Annotated in this window: 19 protein-coding genes; 13 read left to right on the plus strand and 6 right to left on the minus strand. The window is 61.4% G+C overall.

What is annotated here, in order from left to right; all coding sequences use genetic code 11:
• The first annotated feature begins 24 nt into the window (after nucleotides 1-24).
• The 6 genes from P0D52_RS01860 (at nucleotide 25) to P0D52_RS01885 (ending at nucleotide 7,126) form a co-directional block, all read left to right on the plus strand.
• Nucleotides 25-2,577, plus strand: a complete 2,553-nt coding sequence (locus P0D52_RS01860; protein ID WP_394693746.1) for a TonB-dependent receptor — start codon at nucleotides 25-27, stop codon at nucleotides 2,575-2,577.
• A 70-nt stretch (nucleotides 2,578-2,647) separates the two neighbouring features.
• Nucleotides 2,648-3,058 carry a hypothetical protein gene (locus tag P0D52_RS01865; protein ID WP_394693747.1) on the plus strand — a complete coding sequence of 137 codons (411 nt, stop codon included), beginning with the start codon at nucleotides 2,648-2,650 and terminating at the stop codon, nucleotides 3,056-3,058.
• Between the two features lie 5 nt (nucleotides 3,059-3,063).
• Nucleotides 3,064-3,999: a sterol desaturase family protein gene (locus tag P0D52_RS01870; protein ID WP_394693748.1), complete on the plus strand. Its 936-nt coding sequence runs from the start codon at nucleotides 3,064-3,066 to the stop codon at nucleotides 3,997-3,999.
• A 96-nt stretch (nucleotides 4,000-4,095) separates the two neighbouring features.
• Nucleotides 4,096-5,202 (plus strand): ferritin-like domain-containing protein, encoded by a 1,107-nt coding sequence (locus P0D52_RS01875; RefSeq protein WP_394693749.1) that lies wholly within the window; start codon nucleotides 4,096-4,098, stop codon nucleotides 5,200-5,202.
• Nucleotides 5,203-5,213: 11 nt separating this feature from the next.
• Nucleotides 5,214-6,068: an alpha/beta fold hydrolase gene (locus P0D52_RS01880; protein WP_394693750.1), complete on the plus strand. Its 855-nt coding sequence runs from the start codon at nucleotides 5,214-5,216 to the stop codon at nucleotides 6,066-6,068.
• A gap of 128 nt (nucleotides 6,069-6,196) precedes the next feature.
• On the plus strand, nucleotides 6,197-7,126 hold the full coding sequence (locus P0D52_RS01885) for a hypothetical protein (protein WP_394693751.1): 930 nt from the start codon (nucleotides 6,197-6,199) through the stop codon (nucleotides 7,124-7,126).
• An 81-nt stretch (nucleotides 7,127-7,207) separates the two neighbouring features.
• Here P0D52_RS01885 and pbpC read toward each other — a convergent pair whose 3' ends face one another.
• Both pbpC and P0D52_RS01895 read right to left on the minus strand, forming a co-directional pair.
• Complete coding sequence (pbpC, locus tag P0D52_RS01890; protein WP_394693752.1) at nucleotides 7,208-9,250, minus strand: penicillin-binding protein 1C; 2,043 nt, start codon at nucleotides 9,248-9,250, stop codon at nucleotides 7,208-7,210.
• The gene (locus P0D52_RS01895; RefSeq protein WP_394693753.1) at nucleotides 9,250-14,121 is read right to left on the minus strand and encodes an alpha-2-macroglobulin; all 4,872 of its coding nucleotides are present in this window, start codon (nucleotides 14,119-14,121) and stop codon (nucleotides 9,250-9,252) included. The genes pbpC and P0D52_RS01895 overlap by 1 nt, the downstream gene beginning before the upstream one ends.
• 169 nt (nucleotides 14,122-14,290) lie before the next feature.
• Between P0D52_RS01895 and P0D52_RS01900 the strand changes: the two genes are divergently transcribed.
• Both P0D52_RS01900 and P0D52_RS01905 read left to right on the plus strand, forming a co-directional pair.
• On the plus strand, nucleotides 14,291-14,977 hold the full coding sequence (locus P0D52_RS01900; protein WP_394693754.1) for an SDR family NAD(P)-dependent oxidoreductase: 687 nt from the start codon (nucleotides 14,291-14,293) through the stop codon (nucleotides 14,975-14,977).
• A gap of 119 nt (nucleotides 14,978-15,096) precedes the next feature.
• On the plus strand, nucleotides 15,097-15,405 hold the full coding sequence (locus P0D52_RS01905; RefSeq protein ID WP_394693755.1) for a hypothetical protein: 309 nt from the start codon (nucleotides 15,097-15,099) through the stop codon (nucleotides 15,403-15,405).
• On the opposite strand, the gene P0D52_RS01910 is transcribed toward P0D52_RS01905, so the two are convergent.
• From P0D52_RS01910 to kdsB, 4 genes are read right to left on the minus strand one after another with little or no spacing between them, the layout of a single operon-like run.
• Complete coding sequence (locus P0D52_RS01910) at nucleotides 15,402-16,607, minus strand: NAD(P)/FAD-dependent oxidoreductase (protein ID WP_394693756.1); 1,206 nt, start codon at nucleotides 16,605-16,607, stop codon at nucleotides 15,402-15,404. The genes P0D52_RS01905 and P0D52_RS01910 overlap by 4 nt on opposite strands.
• Nucleotides 16,604-17,746, minus strand: a complete 1,143-nt coding sequence (locus tag P0D52_RS01915; protein WP_394693757.1) for a CaiB/BaiF CoA transferase family protein — start codon at nucleotides 17,744-17,746, stop codon at nucleotides 16,604-16,606. The genes P0D52_RS01910 and P0D52_RS01915 overlap by 4 nt, the downstream gene beginning before the upstream one ends.
• Nucleotides 17,743-18,363: a histidine phosphatase family protein gene (locus P0D52_RS01920; RefSeq protein WP_394693758.1), complete on the minus strand. Its 621-nt coding sequence runs from the start codon at nucleotides 18,361-18,363 to the stop codon at nucleotides 17,743-17,745. The genes P0D52_RS01915 and P0D52_RS01920 overlap by 4 nt, the downstream gene beginning before the upstream one ends.
• On the minus strand, nucleotides 18,360-19,142 hold the full coding sequence (kdsB, locus tag P0D52_RS01925) for a 3-deoxy-manno-octulosonate cytidylyltransferase (RefSeq protein WP_394693759.1): 783 nt from the start codon (nucleotides 19,140-19,142) through the stop codon (nucleotides 18,360-18,362). Before kdsB ends, P0D52_RS01920 begins: the two co-directional genes overlap by 4 nt.
• A gap of 122 nt (nucleotides 19,143-19,264) precedes the next feature.
• Here kdsB and P0D52_RS01930 point away from each other — a divergent pair, with 122 nt between their 5' ends.
• The 5 genes from P0D52_RS01930 (at nucleotide 19,265) to argC (ending at nucleotide 23,380) form a co-directional block, all read left to right on the plus strand.
• A complete protein-coding gene (locus P0D52_RS01930; RefSeq protein ID WP_394693760.1) occupies nucleotides 19,265-19,549 on the plus strand; it encodes a hypothetical protein in 285 nt (94 codons plus the stop codon).
• Nucleotides 19,550-19,715: 166 nt separating this feature from the next.
• A complete protein-coding gene (locus P0D52_RS01935; RefSeq protein ID WP_394693761.1) occupies nucleotides 19,716-20,030 on the plus strand; it encodes a hypothetical protein in 315 nt (104 codons plus the stop codon).
• A 103-nt stretch (nucleotides 20,031-20,133) separates the two neighbouring features.
• Entirely contained in the window at nucleotides 20,134-21,147 is a 1,014-nt protein-coding gene (locus P0D52_RS01940) for an N-acetylornithine carbamoyltransferase (protein WP_394693762.1), read from the plus strand.
• On the plus strand, nucleotides 21,144-22,463 hold the full coding sequence (locus P0D52_RS01945; protein WP_394693763.1) for an acetylglutamate kinase: 1,320 nt from the start codon (nucleotides 21,144-21,146) through the stop codon (nucleotides 22,461-22,463). Before P0D52_RS01940 ends, P0D52_RS01945 begins: the two co-directional genes overlap by 4 nt.
• Nucleotides 22,460-23,380 (plus strand): N-acetyl-gamma-glutamyl-phosphate reductase, encoded by a 921-nt coding sequence (argC, locus tag P0D52_RS01950; protein WP_394693764.1) that lies wholly within the window; start codon nucleotides 22,460-22,462, stop codon nucleotides 23,378-23,380. The genes P0D52_RS01945 and argC overlap by 4 nt, the downstream gene beginning before the upstream one ends.
• Nucleotides 23,381-23,397: the final 17 nt, after the last annotated feature.

Genomic DNA, 23,397 nt, shown 5'->3' on the forward strand with positions numbered 1-23,397 from the left:
ACGCGGTGATCCAGGGGGAAAAATATGCAGAAATCCATTCGCAAGATGGCACTCGGTTCGACCGCTTTGGCCATTGCCGTAATCGCGGCGGCACCCGTCTATTCGCAAGGCATGGACACGATCACCGTGACCGCGCAACGACGTGAAACAACGCTTCAGGACACCCCGGTCGCCGTGACCGCTGTCTCCGGCGACATTCTCGAACAGTCGCAATTGCGCGATGTCCGTGACCTCCAGACACTGGTTCCGTCACTGTCTGTTTCGCAGAACTCCTCATCCTCCAATGCGAGCTTCTCCATTCGCGCGATCGGGTCCTCGACCTTCAACTTCGGTATCGAGCCGTCGGTTGGCGTCTTCGTTGACGGTGTGTACCGGTCCCGGAATGGTGCATCCATCGGTGACTTCCTCGGCCTGCAGCGGGTTGAAGTCCTGCGTGGCCCGCAATCGACCCTGTTCGGCAAGAACACGTCTGCCGGCGTGATCAACTTCGTCACCGAAACTCCGGCTGATACATTCGGCTATGAGGGTGAAGTGACGCTGGGCTCCTTCAATCAGCGCACCTTCCGCGGTATGATTGAAAATGGTCTGGGCAATGGCATTTCCGGCCGCCTCGACGTCAATATCAACCAGCGCGGCGGTTTCATCACCAATGTGACGGATGGCCGGGATGTGAATGAGCGCAATCGCTGGGGCTGGCGTGGTCAGCTGTTCTTCGAACCGAATGACCGCCTGTCGCTGCGCATCATCGGTGACATGCAGCAGATCGACGAAAATTGCTGCGCCGCACCGTTCACACGCGTGTCTCCGGGCAATGCCGGCGCCTTCACCATTCTGGGTGTGACCCAATTGCCGGTAAATCCGTATTCCGGTCAGATCGCCATTGATGGCAGCATTGCGTCGCTGATCAATAGTGGCGGTTTGTCGGCAGAACTGAATTACGAGTTCGACGGCTTCACCTTCACCTCGATCACGGCCTACCGCGCCTATGACGAAGATCAGGACATCGATCCGGATTGGGTGGACCAGCCGTTCAACCAGCGCCGTTTCCTGGATCAGGACTATCAGACCACGACTCAGGAATTCCGGATGACCTCGACCGGTGACCGCCGCGTCGACTATCTGTTCGGTGCCTATTTCTTCCACCAGAACCTGAACACGACAAACATCACCCGCCAGGGCCCGCTTCTGCGCCCGTTTGCGGACCTGTTCTCGGATCTGGACGGCAACCCGTTCACGCCCGGAAGCGGTGTGAGCCTCGTTGAGGGTTTGTGTAACGGCCCTCAGGGTCCGTTCATCGGTGGCTGTGTGCCGGGCCAGTATCTGGCAGCCGGTTCCGGTCAGTCGTCCACCTTCTGGCAGAATAATGACAGTATGGCCTTCTTCGGTCAGCTGGACTGGCATGTGACGGACCGGTTCACCCTGACCGGTGGTCTGCGCTACACGAATGACGACAAGGATGCGCGTTCCGACATCTCCATTCAGGACCCGTTCGCGGCTCTGGATTTTGTGCAGATCGGCTTCAATGCGCTGATCTTCCCGGGTGCCTTCACGCAAGCGACCGGCCTGCCTTTCACGCCTGCAAACGTCAATTTCGTGCAGACCAACAACCCGGCCGGCTTCGCACAGATTGTTGCTGGCGCTCAAGCGGCAGCGGCGGACCCGACGATCAATACGCTGCTCGGCCTTGGTGCTCTCCAATTCTTCCCGCCGGCACCGGATTTCAACTCCTCGCGGTCTGACTCCAACCTGTCCGGCACGATCATTGCCAGCTATGACGCCACGGACGATCTCAACCTGTATGCGTCCTATACGCAGGGCTATAAGGGCGGTGGTTTTGCGCTCGACTCGGCTGCGGCGCGTGTCGGCAGCTTTACCTTCGATCCGGAAACCGTGACCGCATGGGAAGCCGGTATCAAGACGACGATCGGCGATGTGTTGATGATCAACGCAGCGGTCTTCCGTCAGAATGTCGAGGACTTCCAGACCAACGTGTTTACCGGCTCGTCCTTCGTGCCGGATAATGCGGGCGAGATCCAGATTTCGGGTATCGAACTTGAAACCCTGTTCCAGCCAACCGAATACCTCACCCTTTCCGGTGGCGTGATCTGGCTGTGGGAAGACAAGTATGTGACCTTCACCGATGGTCCGTGCCCGGTCTCCGATACGTCCAATTGTCAGTTCCGCCCGAGTGCGACCTCTCCGGCTCTTGTGCCGGTGCAGGATCTGTCCGGCCGCGAGCGCGGCAGCGCAGAGTTCACTGGGAATATCACAGCGCTCTATCAGCGTCCGGTTTCGGACAATATGGAGTTCTTCCTTCGCGGTGAAATGTTCTTCCGGTCGGAAGCCTTCCTGACCACGCAGCTCGATCCGCTGCAGGTTCAGGACAGCTTCCAGCTCTTCAACGGCAGTGTCGGCCTTACGGCTGAAGATGGCCGCTGGGAAGTTCAGGTCTGGGGCCGCAATCTGGCAGATGAAGAATATCTGCAGGGCTCCTTCGACTCGACCCTGCCGGGCAATATCAACGGCTATCCGGGCGATCCGCGCACCTATGGTGTGACGTTCCGTCTGCGTAACTAGTCGTTACCTGCGACAACAGGGATAGGGCGGGGGCCTTGCCTCCGCCCTTTTTCTTGGCAAACATTCCAGAATGACGACCCTGATCATTATTGCGGTTTCGGCCGTGCTCATTCTGGGGCTGATCGGCCTCAATGCCTGGCTGGGCGGATGGACGCCGTCCACAATCGATTCTCTGGACAGTGCTGCGGCCCGATTGCGGCAGGACCTTCTGGCCTTCGAGCCGGATGAAGGCGTTCTCGCCAAAGACAAGCGCGCCGCCCTGGTCATGGAAAAAGCAACGGGCCGCATCGGGCTGGTTGTCGCGCAGGGCGACATTCTCGTCTCCCGATTGATGTCCTCCATCGATATTGCGCGCATCACGGAAAACGGCACCGCGCTTGATCTGCGCTTTCGCGATTTCACATTTCCGAATACAATTTTCGAGTTCGACAACGCAGATGTGGCCGCGCAGTGGCGCGCGCGTCTGACGGGGGAAAGCTGACCGCCATGCCTGATCTTCCTGATCCCATACAGATTGCGATCCCGTTTTTCGTGCTCCTGATTGTCGCCGAGCTGATCTATGCGCAGCGAACGGGCAAGGCGAAGTTCGAGCCCCGCGATTCCGGCGCGAGCCTCGCCATGGGGCTCGGCAATACGATTGCGGGCGTGGTCTTTGCGGCCGTAGGGGCCAGCTGGTTTGCCTTTATCGGCCAGTATGCCGTCTTTAATTTTGGCTGGGCCTGGTATGTCTGGATCATCTGCTTTGTGCTGGATGATTTCGTCTATTACTGGTCACATCGGTTTGCGCATACGATCCGCTGGTTCTGGGCCGATCATGTCACGCACCATTCCTCGCAGCATTACAATCTGACGACCGCCTTGCGGCAGCCCTGGTTCAATGTCTTCACGCTGAAATTCATCTGGTTCGGATCGTGGATGATATTGATGGGTTTCCCGCCGGCCATGGTCGCCTTCTGTGGCGGGCTGAACCTGATCTACCAGTTCTGGATCCATACCGAAGTGATCAAGCGTCTGCCGGCGCCGATCGAGGCGATCATGAATACGCCCTCGCATCACCGGGTTCACCATGCGACCAACCCGCTCTATCTCGACCGGAATTATGCCGGCGTTTTCATTATCTGGGACCGCATGTTCGGGACGTTTCAGGCCGAGCTGGACGACGAGCCTTGCCGGTATGGCATCATCCGCAATTTGGGCACCTATAATCCCCTGCGCATTTCCATCCATGAATGGTGGGGCATTGTGAAAGACGTGGCCTCGGCGAAATCCGTCAAGCATGCGCTGGCCTATGTGTTTGCGCCGCCGGGATGGTCGCCAGACGGATCGCGCCTGACCAGCAAGGCCATCAAGCAAAAGGCCGGCTGCGAAAAGCCGGTGCCGGCGCCGGTCGCGGCGCAGCGCGAAATTTCGCCTGCGGAATAGGCGCCCCCCTTGCGTTTCCCGTAAATTTCGCTCACTCTCCCGGAAGTGAACAGCGTTTACTTTTAGAAAAATGCTGCACCGACCGGGGAGAGACTGATGAGCTTGCGTGACCTTTATCCGCTGCCGGACATTGATCCGAGCTGGACCATTCCGCAGGAATTTGATGCTGTTTTTGACTGGGAGTTTGATGAGGGTCGCCAGACGCTCATGCACCTCTATCAAAAAGGCAAGGATATGCAGTGGGATGCGGTCAATCGCATCGACTGGACGCAAGAGCTCGATCCGGAAAACCCGATGGAATTGCCGGTGGAAGTCGGCGGGCTTTATGGCTCACCGCTCTGGGAGCGGATGAGCGAGAAAGACCGGACGGAGCTGACGCGCCATTCGCAATCCTGGAATATCTCGCAGTTTCTGCAGGGCGAGCAGGCCGCGCTTTTATGCGCCGCAAAAATTGTCCAACAGGTCCCCGATCTCGATGCCAAATTCTACGCCGCTACGCAGGTGATGGACGAGGCGCGCCATGTTGAAGCCTATGCCAAGCTTCTGAAGAAATTCGAAGTCGCCTATCCCATGACCCACCCCTTGCAGGAGCTGGTCAATCAGGCCCTGCGCGACAGCCGCTGGGACATGACCTATCTGGCGATGCAGGTTGTCATTGAAGGTCTGGCGCTTGCCGCTTTCGGTGCCATTCGCGATATGGCGCAAAACCCGCTGGCCCGGATGGTCAATGCCTATGTCATGGAAGACGAGGCCCGCCACGTCGCATTTGGCCGGATTTCCCTGAAGGATTACTATCCGCAACTGACCCAGGCCGAACGCGATGAGCGCGAGGAATTCCTGGTTGAAGCCTGCTGGTTGATGCGCGGCCGGATGACGGATGCCCGCGAAGTCTATCGGGCGCTCGATCTGCCGGAACAGGAATGCGTCGATTATTCCGAAAATTCCGAAATTGTGCAGCTTTACCGCCAGATGCTGTTCCAGCGCATTGTGCCGATCGTCAAGGATATCGGCATCTGGGGCAAGGACATCCAGAAGACCTATGAAGAGATGGGCGTGCTCCAATACGCCAATCTCGATCCGGAAGAATTGCAACGCGATGACGAGGCCAAGGCCAAGGAATTCGACGCGCGGCGCGCCTATGTCGAAGCCGTTGCCAAGGCCGGCGGCGAGGGTAATGTCTCCGCAGTGGGACACGCTGAATAAGGGATCTGCTCATGCCCGAGTTTCAGCCGATGTGGCTGACCTCATCTGACGGGCTTCGCCTCTTTGGCCGCTATAATGCCGGCGATGGGGCGAAGCCTCTTTGTTTGTGCCTGCATGGCCTGACGCGCAATTCGCGGGACTTCGAGGATTTCGCGCCGGCTCTGGCCGAACAGGGCTTTCCGGTGCTCGCCCTCGACATGCGCGGGCGCGGGGAGAGCGAATTCGCGAAAGACACCGCCACCTATTCCATGGACACCTATGTCCGGGACTGCCTGGCCTGGCTCGATCAGCTCGTCGCCAAATCGGCCATCTGGATCGGCTCGTCCATGGGAGGCGGTATCGCCATGTATGCCGCAGCCGTCGCGCCGGACCGGGTGCGGGGTCTGATCCTGAATGATATTGCGCCTGAAATTGACCCCAGGGGCGTGGAGAATATCCGCAAGATTGCAGGCAAGGGCGGGCCCATTCGCTCCTGGAGCGATGCGGCGCAGCGGTGCCGGGACGTGAATGGTCATGTCCATCCCGATGAGGAATCAGAGGACTTCTGGCTGACATTTGCCCGGCGAACCCATCGTCAGACGGGCCCGGAAAGTTTCCGCTCGGACTATGATCCGGCGATTCTGGCGTCTCTGGGTGGCGGTCCCTCGTCCGAAGATCGATGGAAAGCCTTCGACCTGTTGCGGGAAATCCCCACACTTCTGGTTCGCGGCGCGCTTTCAGAACTCGTGACACGCGAAGTCGCGGACCGGATGATGCGGCGAAAGCCGGATATGGGCTATATCGAGGTCCCGAATACGGGTCATACGCCCCTTCTGACAGAATCAGTCGCGCTAGACGCGATTTTTGACTGGCTGGCGCCGCGATAATTCGCCTCACGCGAGAGTCGCCTGAGTATTCCACGTCAAATTTGGCGAAAATATTAATTTTCGCTTAACTCCGGCCTGACCCCGGTATACGATTGGTCATCGAAATTCTTTTTGGGGGAATGTATCCAATGCTTCGACGTCTTCTTCTTCTCAGCGGCACCGCCGCGTTGATCGCCGGACCGACTGCAGGTGTTGCAGCAGCCGACGACATGTCCTGGTTCCCGTCCGAGCCACCCGCGAATGCGACCCCGGGCGAGTGCTATGCCCGTGTCCGTGTTGAGCCGGTTTACGAGCCTTATACGGAAACCATCACGTCGTCTGACGCCTACGAGACCTATGACGTGGCTCCGCCGCGCATTGAAGAGCGTGTCGAGGAATATGTCCGCCGTGACGCCGGTGTGCGTTATGTCGTGCATCAGCCGGTCTATGAAACGGTCACCGAGAATGTGCTCGTGCGTCCAGCCTACACCGAATACGTCGTGCGTCCGGCCGTCCACGAAACCGTGACCGAGCAGGTTATGGTTCGCGAGCCCCGCATGGCCTGGCAACGTGGCCGCGTGCCGGGTGCCCAGATTACCCGCTATGATCCGGAAACCGGTGAAGTCTGGTGTCTGGTTGAAGAGCCGGGCGAATACCGCACGGTCACCCGCAATGTGGTTGTCCAGCCTGCCCGCATTGATGAAATCGAGACCCCGGCCGAATACGCCATGGTGTCGCGTGAAGTGCTCGTAGAGCGTGGCCGCGTTGAGGAAATTCCGATCCCGGCCGAATATGACACCTATACGGTTCAGGTTCTGACCCAGCCGGCAACGGTTGAGAGCCGCACCGTTCAGGGCCGCTCGGAAACCATTACGCGCTATCGCCTCGTTTCCAGCGAGCGCTATGAGTGGCGGATGATGGATTGCGAAGAAATCGAATTGCCGAATTTCGACGCACCGACCGTTGAACGTTCGCGCACGCCGATGTCCTATCAGGACCATTCCGGTGGCGTGGATTTCGACAGCCACAATGACGACTATGATGGTGCTGCCCAGAGCCGCATCCTCGGCCGTCAATAAGGTCTGATCCGGGCTCCGGCCCGGCAGATGAAGCGCCCCGTCCGGGAAACCGGGCGGGGCGTTTTCTTTTGCATGTCAGGTTTACCCGGCGGGGGTGATGATCCGGACCCGGGAAACGGTAGAGCGCCCGTCCGCATCGACGGCGCGAACGGCATAGAAGCCCGGACCCTGCGGCGTCCAGACCGGCTCTCCGGCAGCGTTAAGCGCGACGGGGGTCCCATCGACATACCAGCGCAAGGCGCTTTCGGCCCGGCCGGCGAGGACATAATCGCGCCCGCTGGCCTCCATCCAGACTTCGGCCTCGTCGGGCGGAAACAGGATTTCCGGCTGCGGATCGCGATTATACCGGGCCAGGGGTTCGGGCGTGTCCTGCTCAAGACGCCAGGGCTCGCGGTCCTCGCGCGGGGTTTCGCGTTGCGGCAGCAAATCGAAGATATCAAACAGGACCGGCAGGGCCGCTTCGCGCCCGGTCTGTCCGGTGCGCGGGCGGGCATCGGCGCGGCCGACCCAGACCACCACCGTATAACCACCCGCAATTCCGGCGGCCCAGGCATCGCGATACCCCCAGCTCGTGCCGGTCTTGAAGGCAATCGCCGGCGCATTGCTGGTCAGGCTGGCGGGCGCACGGCCGGACGGTTGCGGTGCGCCGCGCAGAATGGCCAGGATTTCACCGGCGGATTCGGCGCTCATGATCTGCATGCCGGGTGCCTCATCGGCCAGCGCATCGGCCTGCCAGACCAGCGGCCGCACTTCCCCGCCATTGGCCAGGCCCGTATAGAGCGTCGCCAGATCCCGTACGGTCAGCCCGGCGCCACCGAGCGCAATGGCAAGACCGGTATCGGTATCCGCGCCGTCGGTGATGCTGGGAGCCGCCCCGGCAAAACGAAGCCCGGCGGCAAAGCGGCTGGCACCGACCGCATCCAGCGTTTCCACGGCCGGCACGTTCAGTGAGTGTTGCAGGGCTTCCGCGACGGTCACATCACCGCGGAACATGCGGTCGAAATTTTCCGGCATATAGCTGTCGAAGCGCCGCGGCGCATCGGTGATACGCGTATGCGGCATCGCCAGCCCGTCGTCGAAGGCCATGCCGTAGATAAAGGGTTTCAGCGTCGAGCCGGGTGAACGCGGCCGGTCGGACAGATCAATCCATCCGCCATCGCGGGCGCGGCTGGCCGACCCGATGGCCGCCCGCACGGCGCGGCTTTCATTCTCGACCACCAGAACAGACAGCTGCACATCCGGTCCGGCGGCCTCGGCCGCGTCGAGGGCGAGACGCTCGATATCCTGCTGGAGAGCATAATCCAGTGTCGAGCGGATATGGACGGTTTCACCGGCGTTTGCGGACCGCAAATACCGGCTGGCATGCCAGGCGAGGCCCGGAAAATCATGGCGGACCGGTACCGGATCGGTTGCGGATTCGGCCGCGATATCCGGCGCGATGATGTCATAGCTGGCGAGACGGTCGAGGATCCGCGCGCGACCGGCGCGGGCATTCTCCGGCCGCAAATCCGGGCGGCGCGCCTCGGGCGCTTGTGGCAGGGCAATGAGCATGGCGATCTGACCGGGCGTCAGCCGGTCGGGCGCGTGGCCAAACCAGGCCCAGCTGGCGGCGGTGACGCCTTCAATATTTCCGCCATAGGGCGTCAGCGTGAGATAGGTTTCGAGAATCTCGTCTTTTGAATACCGGGCTTCCAGTTGCAGCGCCCGCAAGACTTCCATCAGTTTGGAGCCGAGATTGCGCTCGGGGCGTGGCTCCAGAAGCCGGGCGGTCTGCATGGTCAGGGTGGAGGCGCCGGAGACGATTTCGCCCGCGCGAAGCGAATTGACACCAGCGCGGACAACCGCCCACGGATCGACACCCCGATGCCCGTAAAAACGGGCATCCTCGACCGCAATCAATGCTGTGACAAAGGCCGGATCGATCGATTCCAGATCGGCGGCCAATCGCCAGCGCCCTCCCTCAACCGGAAAGGCGCGAAACATCTGACCCCGCTCATCGGTGACGACTATGGAGCGCTCCGCCAGAGGAGGCGGCGGAAAGACCCGGTCCAGCCCGACCGCCAGAACCATCAAGGGCAGGGCGGCGAGGCTGGTCCAGCGCCAGGCGGTCAGAATGCGTGACATCAGCGGGCCCGGATGACGACCTCACCAGCTTCGGTGCGGGCGAAGACATCGGTGCGATACATGTCCTCGACGACGACACCCGGAATAGTGAACCGGCCGGGCGTGACGGCACGCACCGTGTACGCGTAGCGTTCCGTGCGCCGGCCATAGACCTCGATGGCCGCTACATAGCGATCATCCCGCGCTTCCTGGATGCGGGCCGAATCGATGGAACCCAGCCAGCTATAGACGCCATTGGGTCCGCCCTCATTGGTCTGAACGACAGCCTCGATTTCAAAACCGGCCGGCAAGAGATCCGCGAGGATCAATGGTGCGCGGCGCGATTCCGGATTGACGATTTCAAACGAGACCACCAGCCGGTCGCCTTGCGAAATATTGGCAAGGTCGGCTTCGCTGCCATCCGTATTGTGGATACGCTTGCTGACGATGAGGCGCGACGAATCGGCCGCCGGTGGCTCGCTGGGTGTGCCGCGCGCCACGCGGGTCAACCAGACCGGATTATCTCCGGCATTGGTGAAACTCGCCCCTTGCGCCAGATCATCCGGCGACATCGCGAAACTGCGGTTTTCCGCCCGCACGGTGACGGCACCATCCGGAGCGATGTCCACCTCGTCGCCCTCCTGTGTGAGGGCGTTGGCGGCCAGCAGCAGATACGCCATTTCCTGCGTGGTCAGGCTGTCTACCGCCGGGAGCTCAACGGCCACACGGCTGCCAAGACGCTCGACGCGGTCCGTATCGCCGGCCTCTGCGGCCAGTGCCAACACGCCCGCCAGATCGCGGCGCGGCGTCTGGTAATAGTCGCCAGGATTGTTGTAGCCGAGGACGCGTTCGGCGAGGTCAAACGCATTCTGGCTGCGCGAGCGATCTCCCACCATGGCCAGTGCGGCGGCGACATGGGCGCGGGCCAGCGGGCTGGAAATCTGGTCGATCCGCTCGTCATGGAAATAACGCAACCGGCCAACGTCTGCGCGGCCGGAACGGGCCAGCACGTAGAAGGCATAGGCCTGACTGCGATCATTCAGGCGTTGCTGCGTATCGCGCTGCCAGGGGCCGCGGCGGATGTCCGTGTCATACCCGCCAGCGCGGTAGAAATCCCCGCGGGCGATATGGCCGAGCACCGTATAGGCGCGATCAAGGGCGGCGTCCGGCACGTCGTAGCCGGCTGCATCGGCCCGTGCGAGGAAGTCGGTGGCATAGGCCCCCAGCCATCCATCGGCATAGCGGTCGCCCATGCGCCATTGACCAATGGCACCGTCCGAGCTTTGCCGGTTGAGGATGGTTTCAACCGCCTCGCGAATGCGCAGATGGATATCGCTATCCGCCTCCAGCCCGCCCAATGCGGCCATCTGTCCGGCATAGAGCAGCGGCATGGCGCGGCTGGTCTGCTGTTCGGTGCAGCCGAAGGGATAGCGGCTGAGATGCTGATAGATGGCGGCCGCATCCATGGGAATGGCCGAGAAGCTGAGGGCCAGCTCGGCATCGCCCGGATTGAATTCCGACAGAAGCGCCGGATCGGGCGACCAGTTTTCACCGGAGGCCAGCGTGATGCGCTGGTAATCGGCTTGCGGCCGGAAGGCGGAGCGCACCTGAATCGGATAGCTCGACTCCAGTTCGATATCCGGGCCGATCACATCCATGGACAGTCGCGCGATACCGATATCGCTGGCCGTGACGCCGACCGTATCGTCGCGGCGTTCGCCCGGTTCCATGGCCGCACCATTCTGCGGCTGGTCGAAACTGACCGGCCCGGTGCTGGAGAACATGGCGATGTAATCGCCAGCATCGCCTTCGACATTATCAATGGTCAGCGTTGCCTGTGCCTGATCTCCCGGTGACAGGAAGCGTGGCAGGATCAGCTCGGCCGGAACCGGATCGCGGACGGTCAGAGCCTGTGAGGCCGAACCCAGCGCTGTGTTCGACCAGGCCACCGCCATCAGGCGCAATTCGCCATTGAAGTCCGGCACCTCGATATCGACCGAGGCATTGCCATCGCGATCAAATTCGACCGGGCCGGAGAAGAGGGCGACGGTTTGCGTGGGGACGACCGTCAGGCCGGCGCCGCCGATCTGGTCGCCACCGGAGCGCACCGGCGCGGCTGCGCCCTGATTGGGGTCAAGCAGACGGCCATAATCATCATAGAGCGACACATCGAGCGCGCGTTGTCCGAAATACCAGTCGATGGGATCCGGCGATTCAAAGCGTGTGAGCAAGAGAATGCCTTCATCAACTGCGGCCACCGTGACATAGGCATTGCGCGTATTCCGGCTGGCTTCGAGATCCACGCTGACGATCTGACGCGGGCGCACCAGTTCGGGCATGTCGAAGGCCAGATCGATTGTGCGCTCCTCGGCGCTGACCGGAATATAGGCGACCCCGACAGCGCGGCGCGGGCGCGGTTGTTCGGCGGCATCGCGCGGCGTGTAGACCGTGGCCATGACATAGGCGCCCGTGCCCCACTCATCGGTGACGGGCAGGGTGAAGCCGGTCCCGCCTTCGGGCAGGCTGATACTGTAGCTTGCGATCACGCGGTCGGTGGCCACCACGATTTCGGCTTCGCCGGCATAGGGAGCTTGCAGCGTGATCTGTGCCGTATCTCCCACAGCAGGCGCGTCTTCCGGCGTTGCAATCCGGACGCGGTCCGGCGCTTCCACGCCATCCTGCGCCACACTGCCCCAGCCGACCCAGAAGCCATAGCTGCTGGCCGCGCCATCAGGGCCGGAAACTTCGAGGCGATAATTGCCCCAGTCGAGCGGCGGCGTGTTGATCGCCGTGATCTCAGCCCCGGTCTGGATCACACCGTCTTCAATCGGAACGGTGAAGGTGGTCCGGCGCCAGCGCCAGGCCCCGCCACTGGTACGATACCAGTCATAGCGGCTGTCCTGACGGGTCAGGCGCCATTCCAGACGGGCATCGGTCTGATCACCATCGGAATCGAGCGCGACGACATTGAAGGCGGTTGCCGAATCGCGTTCGGCCCGGCCGTCAAAATCCGGTTCCATCCCGATATAGAGGTCGCGCGGACGATAGGGGATGCGGACATCATCCCGCACCGGGCGGCCGCCCGGCTCAATAGCCGAGACGACGACGCGGGCGCGCAAGGGCTGGGTGGCCTCGGCACCGCGGCGTCCGGCATCGAGCCCGAGCACGGCGCGGCCGGCACCATCGGTCACGGCATCCGGCAAATCATAGGCGATCTGCTGGAAGGCCCGGTCATGTAGGCCGAAACGGTAGCCGGAAAAATCGTCAAAGGGTGAGGGATCGACCTCGATGCGCACTTCACCCTCGACCGGCAGACCGGCTCCGGGGGCGCCATAGAGGAAGCGAACATTGGCTTCGATGCCGCGGCTCTCTTCGGCTTTCAGCGGTGTCGTATCATCCGCGTCGATGTCGAGTTCAATGCGTTGGGGAACAAAGTCCTCGACCGAGAAGCTGGTGCGGCCCACGACGCCAACGCCATCGAGCTCCAGCGACAGGCGCCAGATACCGCGCGCGGCGGCCGTGGAAACTTCGAAATCATGCTGCAGGCCACCCGCCATATCAGCGTCATCAAAACGCAGGCGGTCGGATTCAATGCCATTGGGCGCATAGAGAATGAAGCTGCCCGGACGGTCGTCAATCGCATTGGCTTCCCGGTCGCGGATCAGCGCGGTGGCGTGAACCGTCTCACCCGGACGGTAAATGCCGCGGTCCAGATAGAGATAGGCATCCGCGCCATCGGGCGTGCGGCGGCCATTGATATTGTGCTCGGAGAGATCCACCGGTGCGCGGTCAAAGTCGAGCAGGGCGAAATCACCGTCCGGACCGTAGGCAGCCAGCAAGCGCGGCGAATTGGCCCCCGTGCCATTGGTCAGGGGATCATCAAAACGGACGCGGCCATCCTCATCGCTTTCGACGGTGGCCAGAATTTCGTTGGACTGGGCGAGGAGTTGGATCTCGACGCCTTCCACGGACCGGCCGGTCTGAAGCGACCTCACCGTGACGTCGATGCCGTCCTGTCCGACATAGGAGGTCAGGGCCAGATCGGTGATGATGAACCAGCGTTCCGACCGGGCGGGTTGGTTTTCCGACTCATCAACCGTGCCGTCGCGAACGCGCACGAAATAGGCGCCTGGCTCCAGAACACCGATCGTTTCGGCGAGCGGCATGACGGTAATCACCGGGGCATTGGGCTCGCCCGATGTATCCATCGTGCCTTGCCAGATCGTCCGCCCGACATCATTCGGACTTTCCTCGCCATAGAGATAGCCCCATTCATTTTCCGAGGCGGTATAGCCTTGCGTGATTTCGCGGAAGACGAGGGCGCGATCCGTGATCCGCAAGACCTCGATGTCGACTTCATCGACATTCACCGTTTCGATGGGAATCCCGTCGGCATCAATGCGCGGCAGGATGACACCATCACCGGAGAAGCCGACATAGGCCGGGCGTTCGCCAAATTCGATGGTCGTTGTTTCGGAGTCCGCCAGTGTGTCGCCGTCGGCGGCGGGCAGGCCTTCCAGCAATGTGATGTCGGGGGACTGGCCGAAGGTCAGGCCACCTACACAGAGCGATGATCCATCCACCTGCAGGGCGATATTCGCCGGCGGGTCGAGCTCGACATAGGGCGCATAATCAACGGCGGGATCGAGCGCCTGTGAGAATACAAAGCAGGCCGCGGGCTGGGCGGCCGAGACGTCAATCCGGTAGCGAAGATAGTCAAACTGGTCCGGATATTCCGGTTCGGGCCGGGGGGCGGAAGCGGATCGATCCGAGAGCTGAATGCCGTCGCGGTCTGTCTCTGGCGCATTGGTCTGTCGTTCCTGACAAGCCGTCAGTGCCAATGCCAATGCTACGGCGCCGAGGCCGATGCGTGTCAAACCGGTCGTCATCATGGAATCTCCCTGTCCCTTCCCCGAATGTGCAGTCTCTCACGAGTAGCACGAAACTTCATCCCCCTGATTTGTGTCGATCTGCGGGCACAAAACGGGTCTTTCGATGCCGATCGGGTTGCAGCCGGAATTTCCCGCGCTAGTGTCCGGCTCAATCACGAGGGAGATCGACATGTCAGACAAGGTGATCGCGATTTCGGGCGGCTTCGGCATTCTGGGAGAGGCGGCCGTCAAGGCTGCGCTGTCAAAGGGCTGGACGGTGGTGGCCATTGACCGGGCCGATGCGCCCCGCGAGACCTTTCCCGATGGCGTGGACCAGCGCGGCGGTGTCGACCTGACGAATGCCGAAGCCACGGCCGATCTTTTCAACGCCATCGTTGAAAAGCACGGACGCCTCGATGCGCTCCTCAATATTGCGGGCGGATTCCGCTGGGAGACGCTGGAAGACGGATCCATCGAGAGCTGGGATTTTCTCTACGAGATCAATGTGAAAACCGCTGTAACCGCGTGCAAGATGGCGCTGCCCTATCTGAAAGCCGCGCCCGCTGGCCGGATTGTCAATGTGGGGGCTGCGGGGGCCCTGAAAGCCGGTATGGGCATGGGCGCCTATGGGGCGTCCAAATCCGGTGTGATGCGCCTGACCGAAGCGCTGGCGGAAGAATTGAAGTCTACAAATGTCACGGTGAATGCTGTGCTGCCGTCGATCATCGACACGCCGCAAAACCGTCAGGACATGCCGGATGCCGATCCGGAAATCTGGGTGAAACCGGCCGATCTGGCATCGGTCATGTTGTTTCTGGCCTCTGACGAGGCGCGTGCCATTACCGGCGCGCTTGTGCCGGTGACCGGCAAGGTCTAGCCGCTTCGAGACTCTTTTTCAGTTTCAACTCGCCATTCCTATTGCAAGCGCGGCCAGCTTTCCCACGTATGCGCTATCCGCCCCGTGTCGGGACTGATCTTGGTGGAGAGAACAGGCACATGACGTCTCACAATCAGGCTTCGCAGAATCCTGTCCAGAAATCTGCGCGCATTCGAACCTATTCCATTACCGCACTTGCATCGGTGATCGCCGTTACCCTGCTGGTCGGCTCGGAAGCCCTTGTCGTGGCTTTCGCCTCTGTCTGGGCGATGGCCGGCATGTTCCATCCGGCCGAAGTGGTCATGTGGGTCCTGTATGGCCTTGCCTTTATCGGCGCGATGCTGGCGGCGGGCTGGTTTGCCCGGCTGGCGTGGAGCGCAGAGATGCAGCCCGCCCGCGTGGTTCACACCGAGTCTGACGCCGCCTAGAAGGCGAGCTTCAGGTCAAACGCCGGGTCGGCGGCTTCCTGCGGTGTCAAGGAGCGATGGTCCTGCGCGAGGATACGGCGCGCCGCCATGTGATCGGCGGGGGCGTTGATCGAGTCGACCGCCATCAGGACGCCGTCCTTGAAGTAGAAAATCGAGAAGCTGTTTGCCGCCGGATCGCCGCGGGTCACCGCCTGATCGGTGTCCATGGACAGCCCGGCCATCTGCAGTTTGATATCAAACTGGTCGGACCAGAACCAGGGCACAGCCTTGTAGGCGTCCTGCTTTCCGGTGAGCGTTTTTGCGGCGATCTTGGCCTGATCGATCGCATTCTGAACGGATTCCAGCCGCAAGACCTGTCCGGTCAGATGATTGGGATGCGCGGCGCAATCACCGACCGCGACGATGTCCGGATCGGATGTGCGCGTGAACTCATCCACAAGAATGCCATTCTCACAGCGTAGACCGGCCGACAGGGCCAGCTCATGACAGGGTGAGACGCCGGTGCCCATGACCACAAGATCCGCAGCAACCTCCTGTCCATCCTTGAGGCGGACCCCGCCGGGCGTGATCGCTTCGGTCAAGGTGTTCAGCAAAAGCGTGCTGCCGTGGGATCGATGCAAGTCCTCAAAGAAGCGGGACACTGTTTCGCTGACGGCGCGCTTCATGACCCGATCCAGCGCTTCGATAATGGTGACATCCTTGCCCATTTTGCGAGCCGAGGCCGCGACCTCGAGGCCGATAAAGCCGCCGCCGATGACGGCGACCGAGCTGGCTCTGGCCAGTGCGGATTTGAGCGCCAGCGAATCGTCCAGCGTGCGGAGCGCGAGAACGTGCGGCAGGTCAGCGCCCGGAATGGGCGGAATACGTACATTCGCGCCGAGACACAGGGCGAGCTGGTCATAGGCCAGGATTTCGCCTGTATCGAGCTCGACGGTTTTGTTGGCCCGGTCGATGGCGGTGGCGCGCGTTGCGAAGCGGGTGATGATATTGCGCTGTTCGAAGAAGCTGTAGGGCCGCAGGGGCAGGCGGTCTTCCTCCAGCTGATCGAGCAGGAAGGCCTTGGACAGGGGCGGGCGCTGATAGGGCGGCTGGCTTTCCTCGCCGATCAGGGTGATCGGGCCATCATGGCCTTCGCGCCGCAGGCTGTCAGCGAGCTGAAGGCCGGCCTGTCCGGCCCCGAGAATGACAATGTGGTTCATCATTGGGCGAGCTGAACCTTTCCATCGCGGATCAAAGCATCGATTTCATCGTCGGAATATCCGGCGCCTGCCAGTATTTCACTTGTGTGCTCCCCCTGGAAGAAGGCGCTTTCCGGATGGCCGGTCGCGGTTTCAGAGAAGCGCGGGGCCGGGGCTGGCTGTGGAAAGCCGTCGATTTCGACAAAAGTCTGCCGGGCGACATTGTGCGGATGGGCGGGCGCTTCGGCCATGTCCAGAACCGGCGAGACGCAGGCATCGGTGGGTTCGAAGATGCCTGTCCATTCCTCGCGGGTTCGCGTGGCAAAGACGCGTTCGAAGGCGGCCTTCATGTCGGGCCAGCCGGCGGCATCATATTGGCGGGCGCACCAGCTTTCATCGAGGCCGAGCCCGTTGATGAGCTCGGCGAAAAATTGCGGTTCGATCGCGCCAACCGCCATGAATTTCCCGTCGGCGGTTTTATAACAGCGATAAAAGGGTGTGCCGCCGTCGATGATGTTGGCTTCGCGCTTGTCCTGCCAGATGCCGGAGGCGCGCAAGGAGTGGATCAGGCTCATGATCGCGGCCGAGCCGTCGGTCATGGCGGTATCTACGACCTGACCTTTACTGGTGCTCTTTGCGGATACCAGTGCTGCCATGACGCCATAGACCAGCATCAGGGAGCCGCCGGCATAATCGCCGACGAGATTGAGTGGCGGGACGGGCCGGCCCGCTTCGCCGATGGCGGCGAGCGCGCCGGTAATGGAGATGTAGTTGATGTCATGGCCAGCGCGGTCGGCCAGAGGTCCGGTCTGTCCCCAGCCCGTCAGCCTGCCATAGACGAGCGCCGGATTGACGGCGTGCACGGCATCCGGGCCGAGGCCCAGCCGCTCGGCAACGCCCGGGCGGAATCCCTCGATCAGAATGTCGGCGGTTTCGCAAAGCTTCAGGATGACGTCTTTGGCGCCGTCTGCTTTCAGATTGACCGCGATGGAGCGCTTGCCGCGGCGATTGGCATCCTTGGGTCTCGCCATGCCGACGGGTTCGGCCTTGCGATCGACGGAAATTACCTCGGCGCCGAGATCCGCCAGCAATTGTCCGGCCAGTGGGCCCGGTCCGATGCCTGCCAGCTCGATGACTTTAATGCCGTTCAAGGGACCGCTCATGTCAGCTCCGGAAGATCTTCGGGGTGGGCATTCCAGAACAGGGGCTGCCAGCCCTGCGCCGTCTTCCGGGCCGCACAAACATGGCCGGTTTTCACCTTGGCATCGCCGTCAAACCCGATGGCGGCGTGGAAATATCGCAGAATACCGTTGGAGGTGATGACGAGCCCCGGAAATGCGACTGTCTCCATATCTGCCAGCACGCCCAGCGCATTGGATTTCAGTGTCTGGTCATCAGGAGACCAACCGGCATTGTCCGGGCGTTTATGATGCTCGCGCCAGTCGGAAATGGCGCTGGGGCCGAATGCGGCGGTGATCTCATCATCCGTCTTGCCGCCCCATTGGCCATAATCAATCTCGGTCAGACGGGCATCAATCCCGATATCGGCATCCGACATGGTGATGGCCTTGACGATGTCCGCTGCGCGCCGTGTGCGTTTGAGCGGTCCGGAGACAAGGCGCGCGGGCGCGATGCTCTGTTCGCGCAGGGCTTCGCCCAGGGCCGCCGCTTGCGCCTCGCCGGATTTGACGAGCGGCAGGTCTTCCCTGGCGCCAACCCAGACGATCCTGTCACCGGGGCCGAACGTATTGCCGTGCCGTGCGAGGAGAAGCAGGCTCACGAAACCAGCTCGCCTTCGCGCGCAATGATGGCCACGACTTCAGCGACATCGGAGGGGGCGTCCACCGACCAGGCGGAGCGGCCGCGATAATCGACCTCCACGATGCGGATCGGGATGCCATTCTCGAGGGCGCGCAATTGTTCCAGGCTTTCGGCCTGTTCCAGCGGGCTGGGATCCAGCGCGACCAGCCGGCGCAGGGTCTCGGCCCGATAGCCATAAAGGCCGATATGCTGCCAGGTCGGTGTGCCGGCGTCCGGATTACGCTGAAACGGGATGACGGTTTTGGAAAAATAGAGCGCCTTCATATTCCCGTCGAAGACAACCGTCGTACCGCCCACTTCGCCTGCGGCCTTGGCGGCCCGGAATTTGGCTTCGGTGTCGGGCGGCATTTTCACGGCCGGCGTCGCCATTTCGATGGAGGCATCCGCGCGCATCACGACCGGCACGGCGCCGATCACCCAGGGCGGCGTCAGCACGGCATCGCCCTGAACATTGATGATGATCTCGGCGGTAGAGTTCAGCTCGTCCAGCGCCGCCAGCGCGCGCTCGGTGCCATTGCGGCAGGTCTCGGGCGTCATGACAGCCTGACCGCCAAAGGCGGCGACAGCATCGGCGATCCGGGCATCGTCGGTGGCAACCACAACCTGATCGACACCCTCTGCGGCGGAGGTATGACGCCAGACCCGCTCGATCATTTTTCGTCCGGCAATGTCGGTCAGGGGTTTGCCGGGAAAGCGGGTGGAAGCATAGCGGGCGGGAATAACGGCTAGAACGGACATGGAGACCTATCGGATTTCGAGCCGCTGTTTTGCGGCAATCCGGCCAGCTGATCAACTATTGTTGATTTGAGTGAGCCGAACGCCTGCGCGACACTGATTCCATTCAAGAAAAGGGGAAGAATATGCGGTTTTTGATCATCATGGGCGCAGCATGCTTTGCCACGGCTTGCGCAACGACATCTGAATCCGACGATATGGCGATGGCAGCGAGGCCCGCGCCTCAGGTCGTTGAGCAGGGGCCGGGTGTGCGGCCGGAGAATGATGACCTTGTCTGCCGCATTGAATCCCCGACCGGCACTCGCATGCGTGAGCGCGTCTGCCGGACACAGGCCGAGTGGGAGGCGATCCAGGAAGCCGGCCGTGAAACCATCGGGCATCGGCAATCAACCGGTTACCGCAACTACTAGTCCTAAAGCCGGCTGATCGCTGAAATCACGCCGCGCCTGAGAAACTTACAGTTTTGTATTTTGACAGGGCCGAGTGCATACAGCAGGTTGTTTCCAGTAATTGCGGATCGCAGAGTGTTTCGCGGTATTTTTTTCTAACAAAGCGTGTGTACGCAGGAGGGGACTGATGAGAACGTTTTTGATTTTGATTGCTGGATTGGCTTTGGCATCGTGCGCCACGACATCCGAAGATGGCGATATGGCAAGCAATGATACGCCTGCGCCGGTTGAAGCTCCTGCCGAGATCGCGCCTGCGGCGACCAATACAGCGTCGAACGAAGACGACCCCAACCGGATGATCTGCCGCGCAGAGCGCGTCACGGGTCAGTTGCGCCGTCAACGTATCTGCCGCACGGCGGCCCAGTGGGACGCCATGCAGGAAGCTGGCCGGGATGCGCTCAGCCGCAATCAGTCGACCGGTTATCAGTCGAGCCCGCAATAGAGGCTTGCGCCGCCAGCGTGAAATCGCTGGCTTTCAAGCACGCAGTCAGATGTTATGAAAGCCCGGCTCCACGAGCCGGGCTTTTTGCTATGGGATCAAAACGATGCGCCATTTTCTGACGACCGAAGACTGGGAACAGGACGAGCTGCAATCCATTCTGGATCGCGCGAAAGCCCTGAAGGCGGGCGCGTCAAGCTCTGCCCTGGCCGGAAAATCGGTGGCATTGGTCTTTTTCAACCCGTCCCTGCGAACCCGGACCTCATTTGATATCGGCATTGCCCAGCTGGGCGGGCAGGGTGTGGTGCTGGATGCCCGTGCTGGAACCTGGCCGATGGAGTTCGAGGACGGTGTGGTCATGAATGGCGATGCCGAGGAGCACGTCGTCGAGGCGGCCAGAGTGTTGTCGCGCTATGTCGACATGATCGCCATTCGCTGCTTCCCGAAATTCGAGAACTGGCAAACCGAACGCGAAGATCCGCTGATATCGACCTTCGCGCGTCATGCCAGTGTTCCGATCGTCAATATGGAAACCATCGTCCATCCCTGTCAGGAGCTGGCCATGATGATGGCCCTGCAGGAACAGCATGGCCGCGTTGAAAACAAGACCTTCCTTCTGACCTGGGTGCCCCACCCCAAGCCGCTCAATACGGCGGTTGCCAATTCGGCCATTCTGATGGCGTCCAAATTCGGGATGAATGTCCGGATGCTGGTGCCGGACGAGGTCTATCGCCTCGACGAGCGTTATATGGCCGCGGCGCAGGCCAGCTGTCAGGCGCATGGGACATCGTTTGACCTGATGACCGATGTGGAAGCCGCCTATTCCGGCGTGGATGCCGTCTATGCCAAAAGCTGGGGCGCCTTGCCCTTTTATGGCCAGTGGGCGGACGAAGCGCCCTATCGCGCCAAGGGCCGGGATTTCATGGTCGATGACGCCAAGATGGCGCTGACCAATGCGGCGACCATCAGCCACTGCCTGCCGATGCGGCGCAATGTCAAAATTGCCGACAGCGTTGTGGATTCTCCGGCTTTCCTGGGCATTGAAGAGGCCGAGAACCGCCTACACGTTCAAAAGGCGATGCTGGAAGCCCTGGCGCGCGATATGGACACGCACTCATGAGTCAGACGGCGACGCGTTCCACCATTATTCGCCTGCTATCGCATATGCGCGACGGCAAGGAAGTGCGTGATTACCTCAACCGGTTTTCGCGTCTGGACCAATCGCGCTTTGCCGTTGTCAAAGTGGGTGGCGCTGTCATTCGCGATGATCTGGACGGGCTGGCGGCGGCACTGGCCTTTCTGCAGACGGTGGGGCTGTCACCCATCATTGTTCATGGCGGCGGACCGCAGCTGGATGCGGCGCTTGAAGAGGCCCGGATCACGAGCGAGCGGGTGGACGGGCTTCGCGTCACGCCGCCGGAGGCCATTCCGGTTATCCGAAAAGCCCTGAGTGCGGCGAATATCGCCATTGTCGATGCCATCCGCGAAAGCGGCGGCCGGGCCGCCAGCATACCGACGGGCGTGTTTTCGGCGCGGCTTCTGGATGAAGCCGTCTATGGCCGCGTGGGAGAACCGGCGGAGATCAATCTGGACCTGGTCGATGCGGCTGTCCGGGGTGGAGAGATTCCGGTTCTGGCCTGTCTGGGCGAAACCGGGGACGGGCGTCTGGTCAATATCAATGCGGATCACGCGGTTGCGGCACTGGTGAAGACGCTGCAGCCCTACAAGATCATCTTCCTTACCGAGACCGGCGGATTGCTGGATGACAAGGGCGAGGTGATCTCGACCCTGAACCTTGCCAGTGACCGGGATCGCCTGATGACGGCGGGCTGGATTACTGGCGGCATGCGGGTGAAAATCGATCAGATCCAGAGCCTGCTGGATGATCTTCCCTTGACGAGTTCGGTGTCGATCACCTCACCGGAGGGGTTGAGCCAGGAATTGTTCACTCATGCCGGGGCCGGCACATTGATCCGCCGCGGCGAGAAATTGCTGACCCTGACCGAAAAAGCCGAGGTCGATGGTCCGCGGCTTGACGCGCTGATTGCCGCCTCCTTCGGGCGCAAGCCGGTGGCCGGATACTGGGACGCTCTGGCTTTCGACCGATTGTTTGTGACCGAGAATTATCGCGCAGCCGCGGTCATTACCCGCATGAAGGGGGTCGCCTATCTCGACAAATTCGCGGTGCTGGAAGAAGCGCGCGGCGAAGGGCTGGCGCGCGCCGTCTGGCAGGAAATGGTGGACTATGCGCCCTATCTCTACTGGCGGTCCAAAACCAGCAATCCTGTGAACAGCTTCTACTTTCATGAGAGTGACGGATCGATCAAGTCGGGCCCATGGACCATATTCTGGAAGGGCGAGACGGACCTTTCACGCATTCCCGGCATGGTCAGCGACATCGCCAGCCTGCCGGAGACACTGGAGCCACATCGGTGACCGCCCGGATCGGGCTTATCGGCGGGCGCGGCTATACCGGCCGCGAGATTTTGCGCCTGTTGTCGCGGCGGCGGGATATGGAGCTGGTGCTTGCGAGCTCTCGCGAGCTCGCCGGACAGAAGGTGCAGGACACGGCACCGGAACTGGATACCGGCCTTCGCTTTGAAAGCGTCGATCCGGGCGATATCGCCTCGCGCGGTCTCGACGGAATTATTCTGGCTCTACCCAATGGTGCCGGTGCACCCTTTGTGGCAGAGACGCTGGCCGAGACCGTCATTGTCGATCTGTCGGCGGATCAGCGCTTCAGCGATGACTGGGTCTATGGTCTGCCGGAAATCTACGGGCGGGACCAGCTGAAAGGCGCTAAACGTATTGCCAATCCTGGCTGCTATGCGACGTGCGGGCAGCTGGCCATTGCGCCGATCCGCGAGATGGTATCCGGGGCGGTTCATGTCTTCGGCGTATCGGGCTATTCGGGCGCCGGCACGACACCATCGCGAAAGAATGACACGAAGGCGCTGAAGGACAATCTCATGCCCTATGCGCTGACGGGGCATATCCATGAGCGCGAAATGGCCGCGCATACCGGCGTGGACATTCATTTCACCCCGCACGTGGCGTCCTTTTTCAGCGGGCTGGTGACCACCGTCCATATTCCGATCACCGGCATGATGACGGCAAAAGGATGCCTGGAGACCTATCGGGCCTTTTATGAGGGTGAGCCCCTGATCGAGGTGGTCGAGGACATTCCCGAACCGGCGATGATATCCGGCCGACCCGGAGCCATGGTCGGGGGGGTCGGCCTTTCCGGAGATGGCCGGCATCTGACGGTCGTTTCGGTGCTCGACAATCTGCAGAAAGGCGCGGCGGTTCAGGCCATGCAGAATCTGGCGCTGGCGCTGGGCTTGCCTGAATAAAAAAGGCCCCGACGGAT

The organism is Hyphobacterium sp. (genome assembly GCF_043584775.1).
Taxonomy (GTDB): Bacteria; Pseudomonadota; Alphaproteobacteria; order Caulobacterales; family Maricaulaceae; genus Hyphobacterium.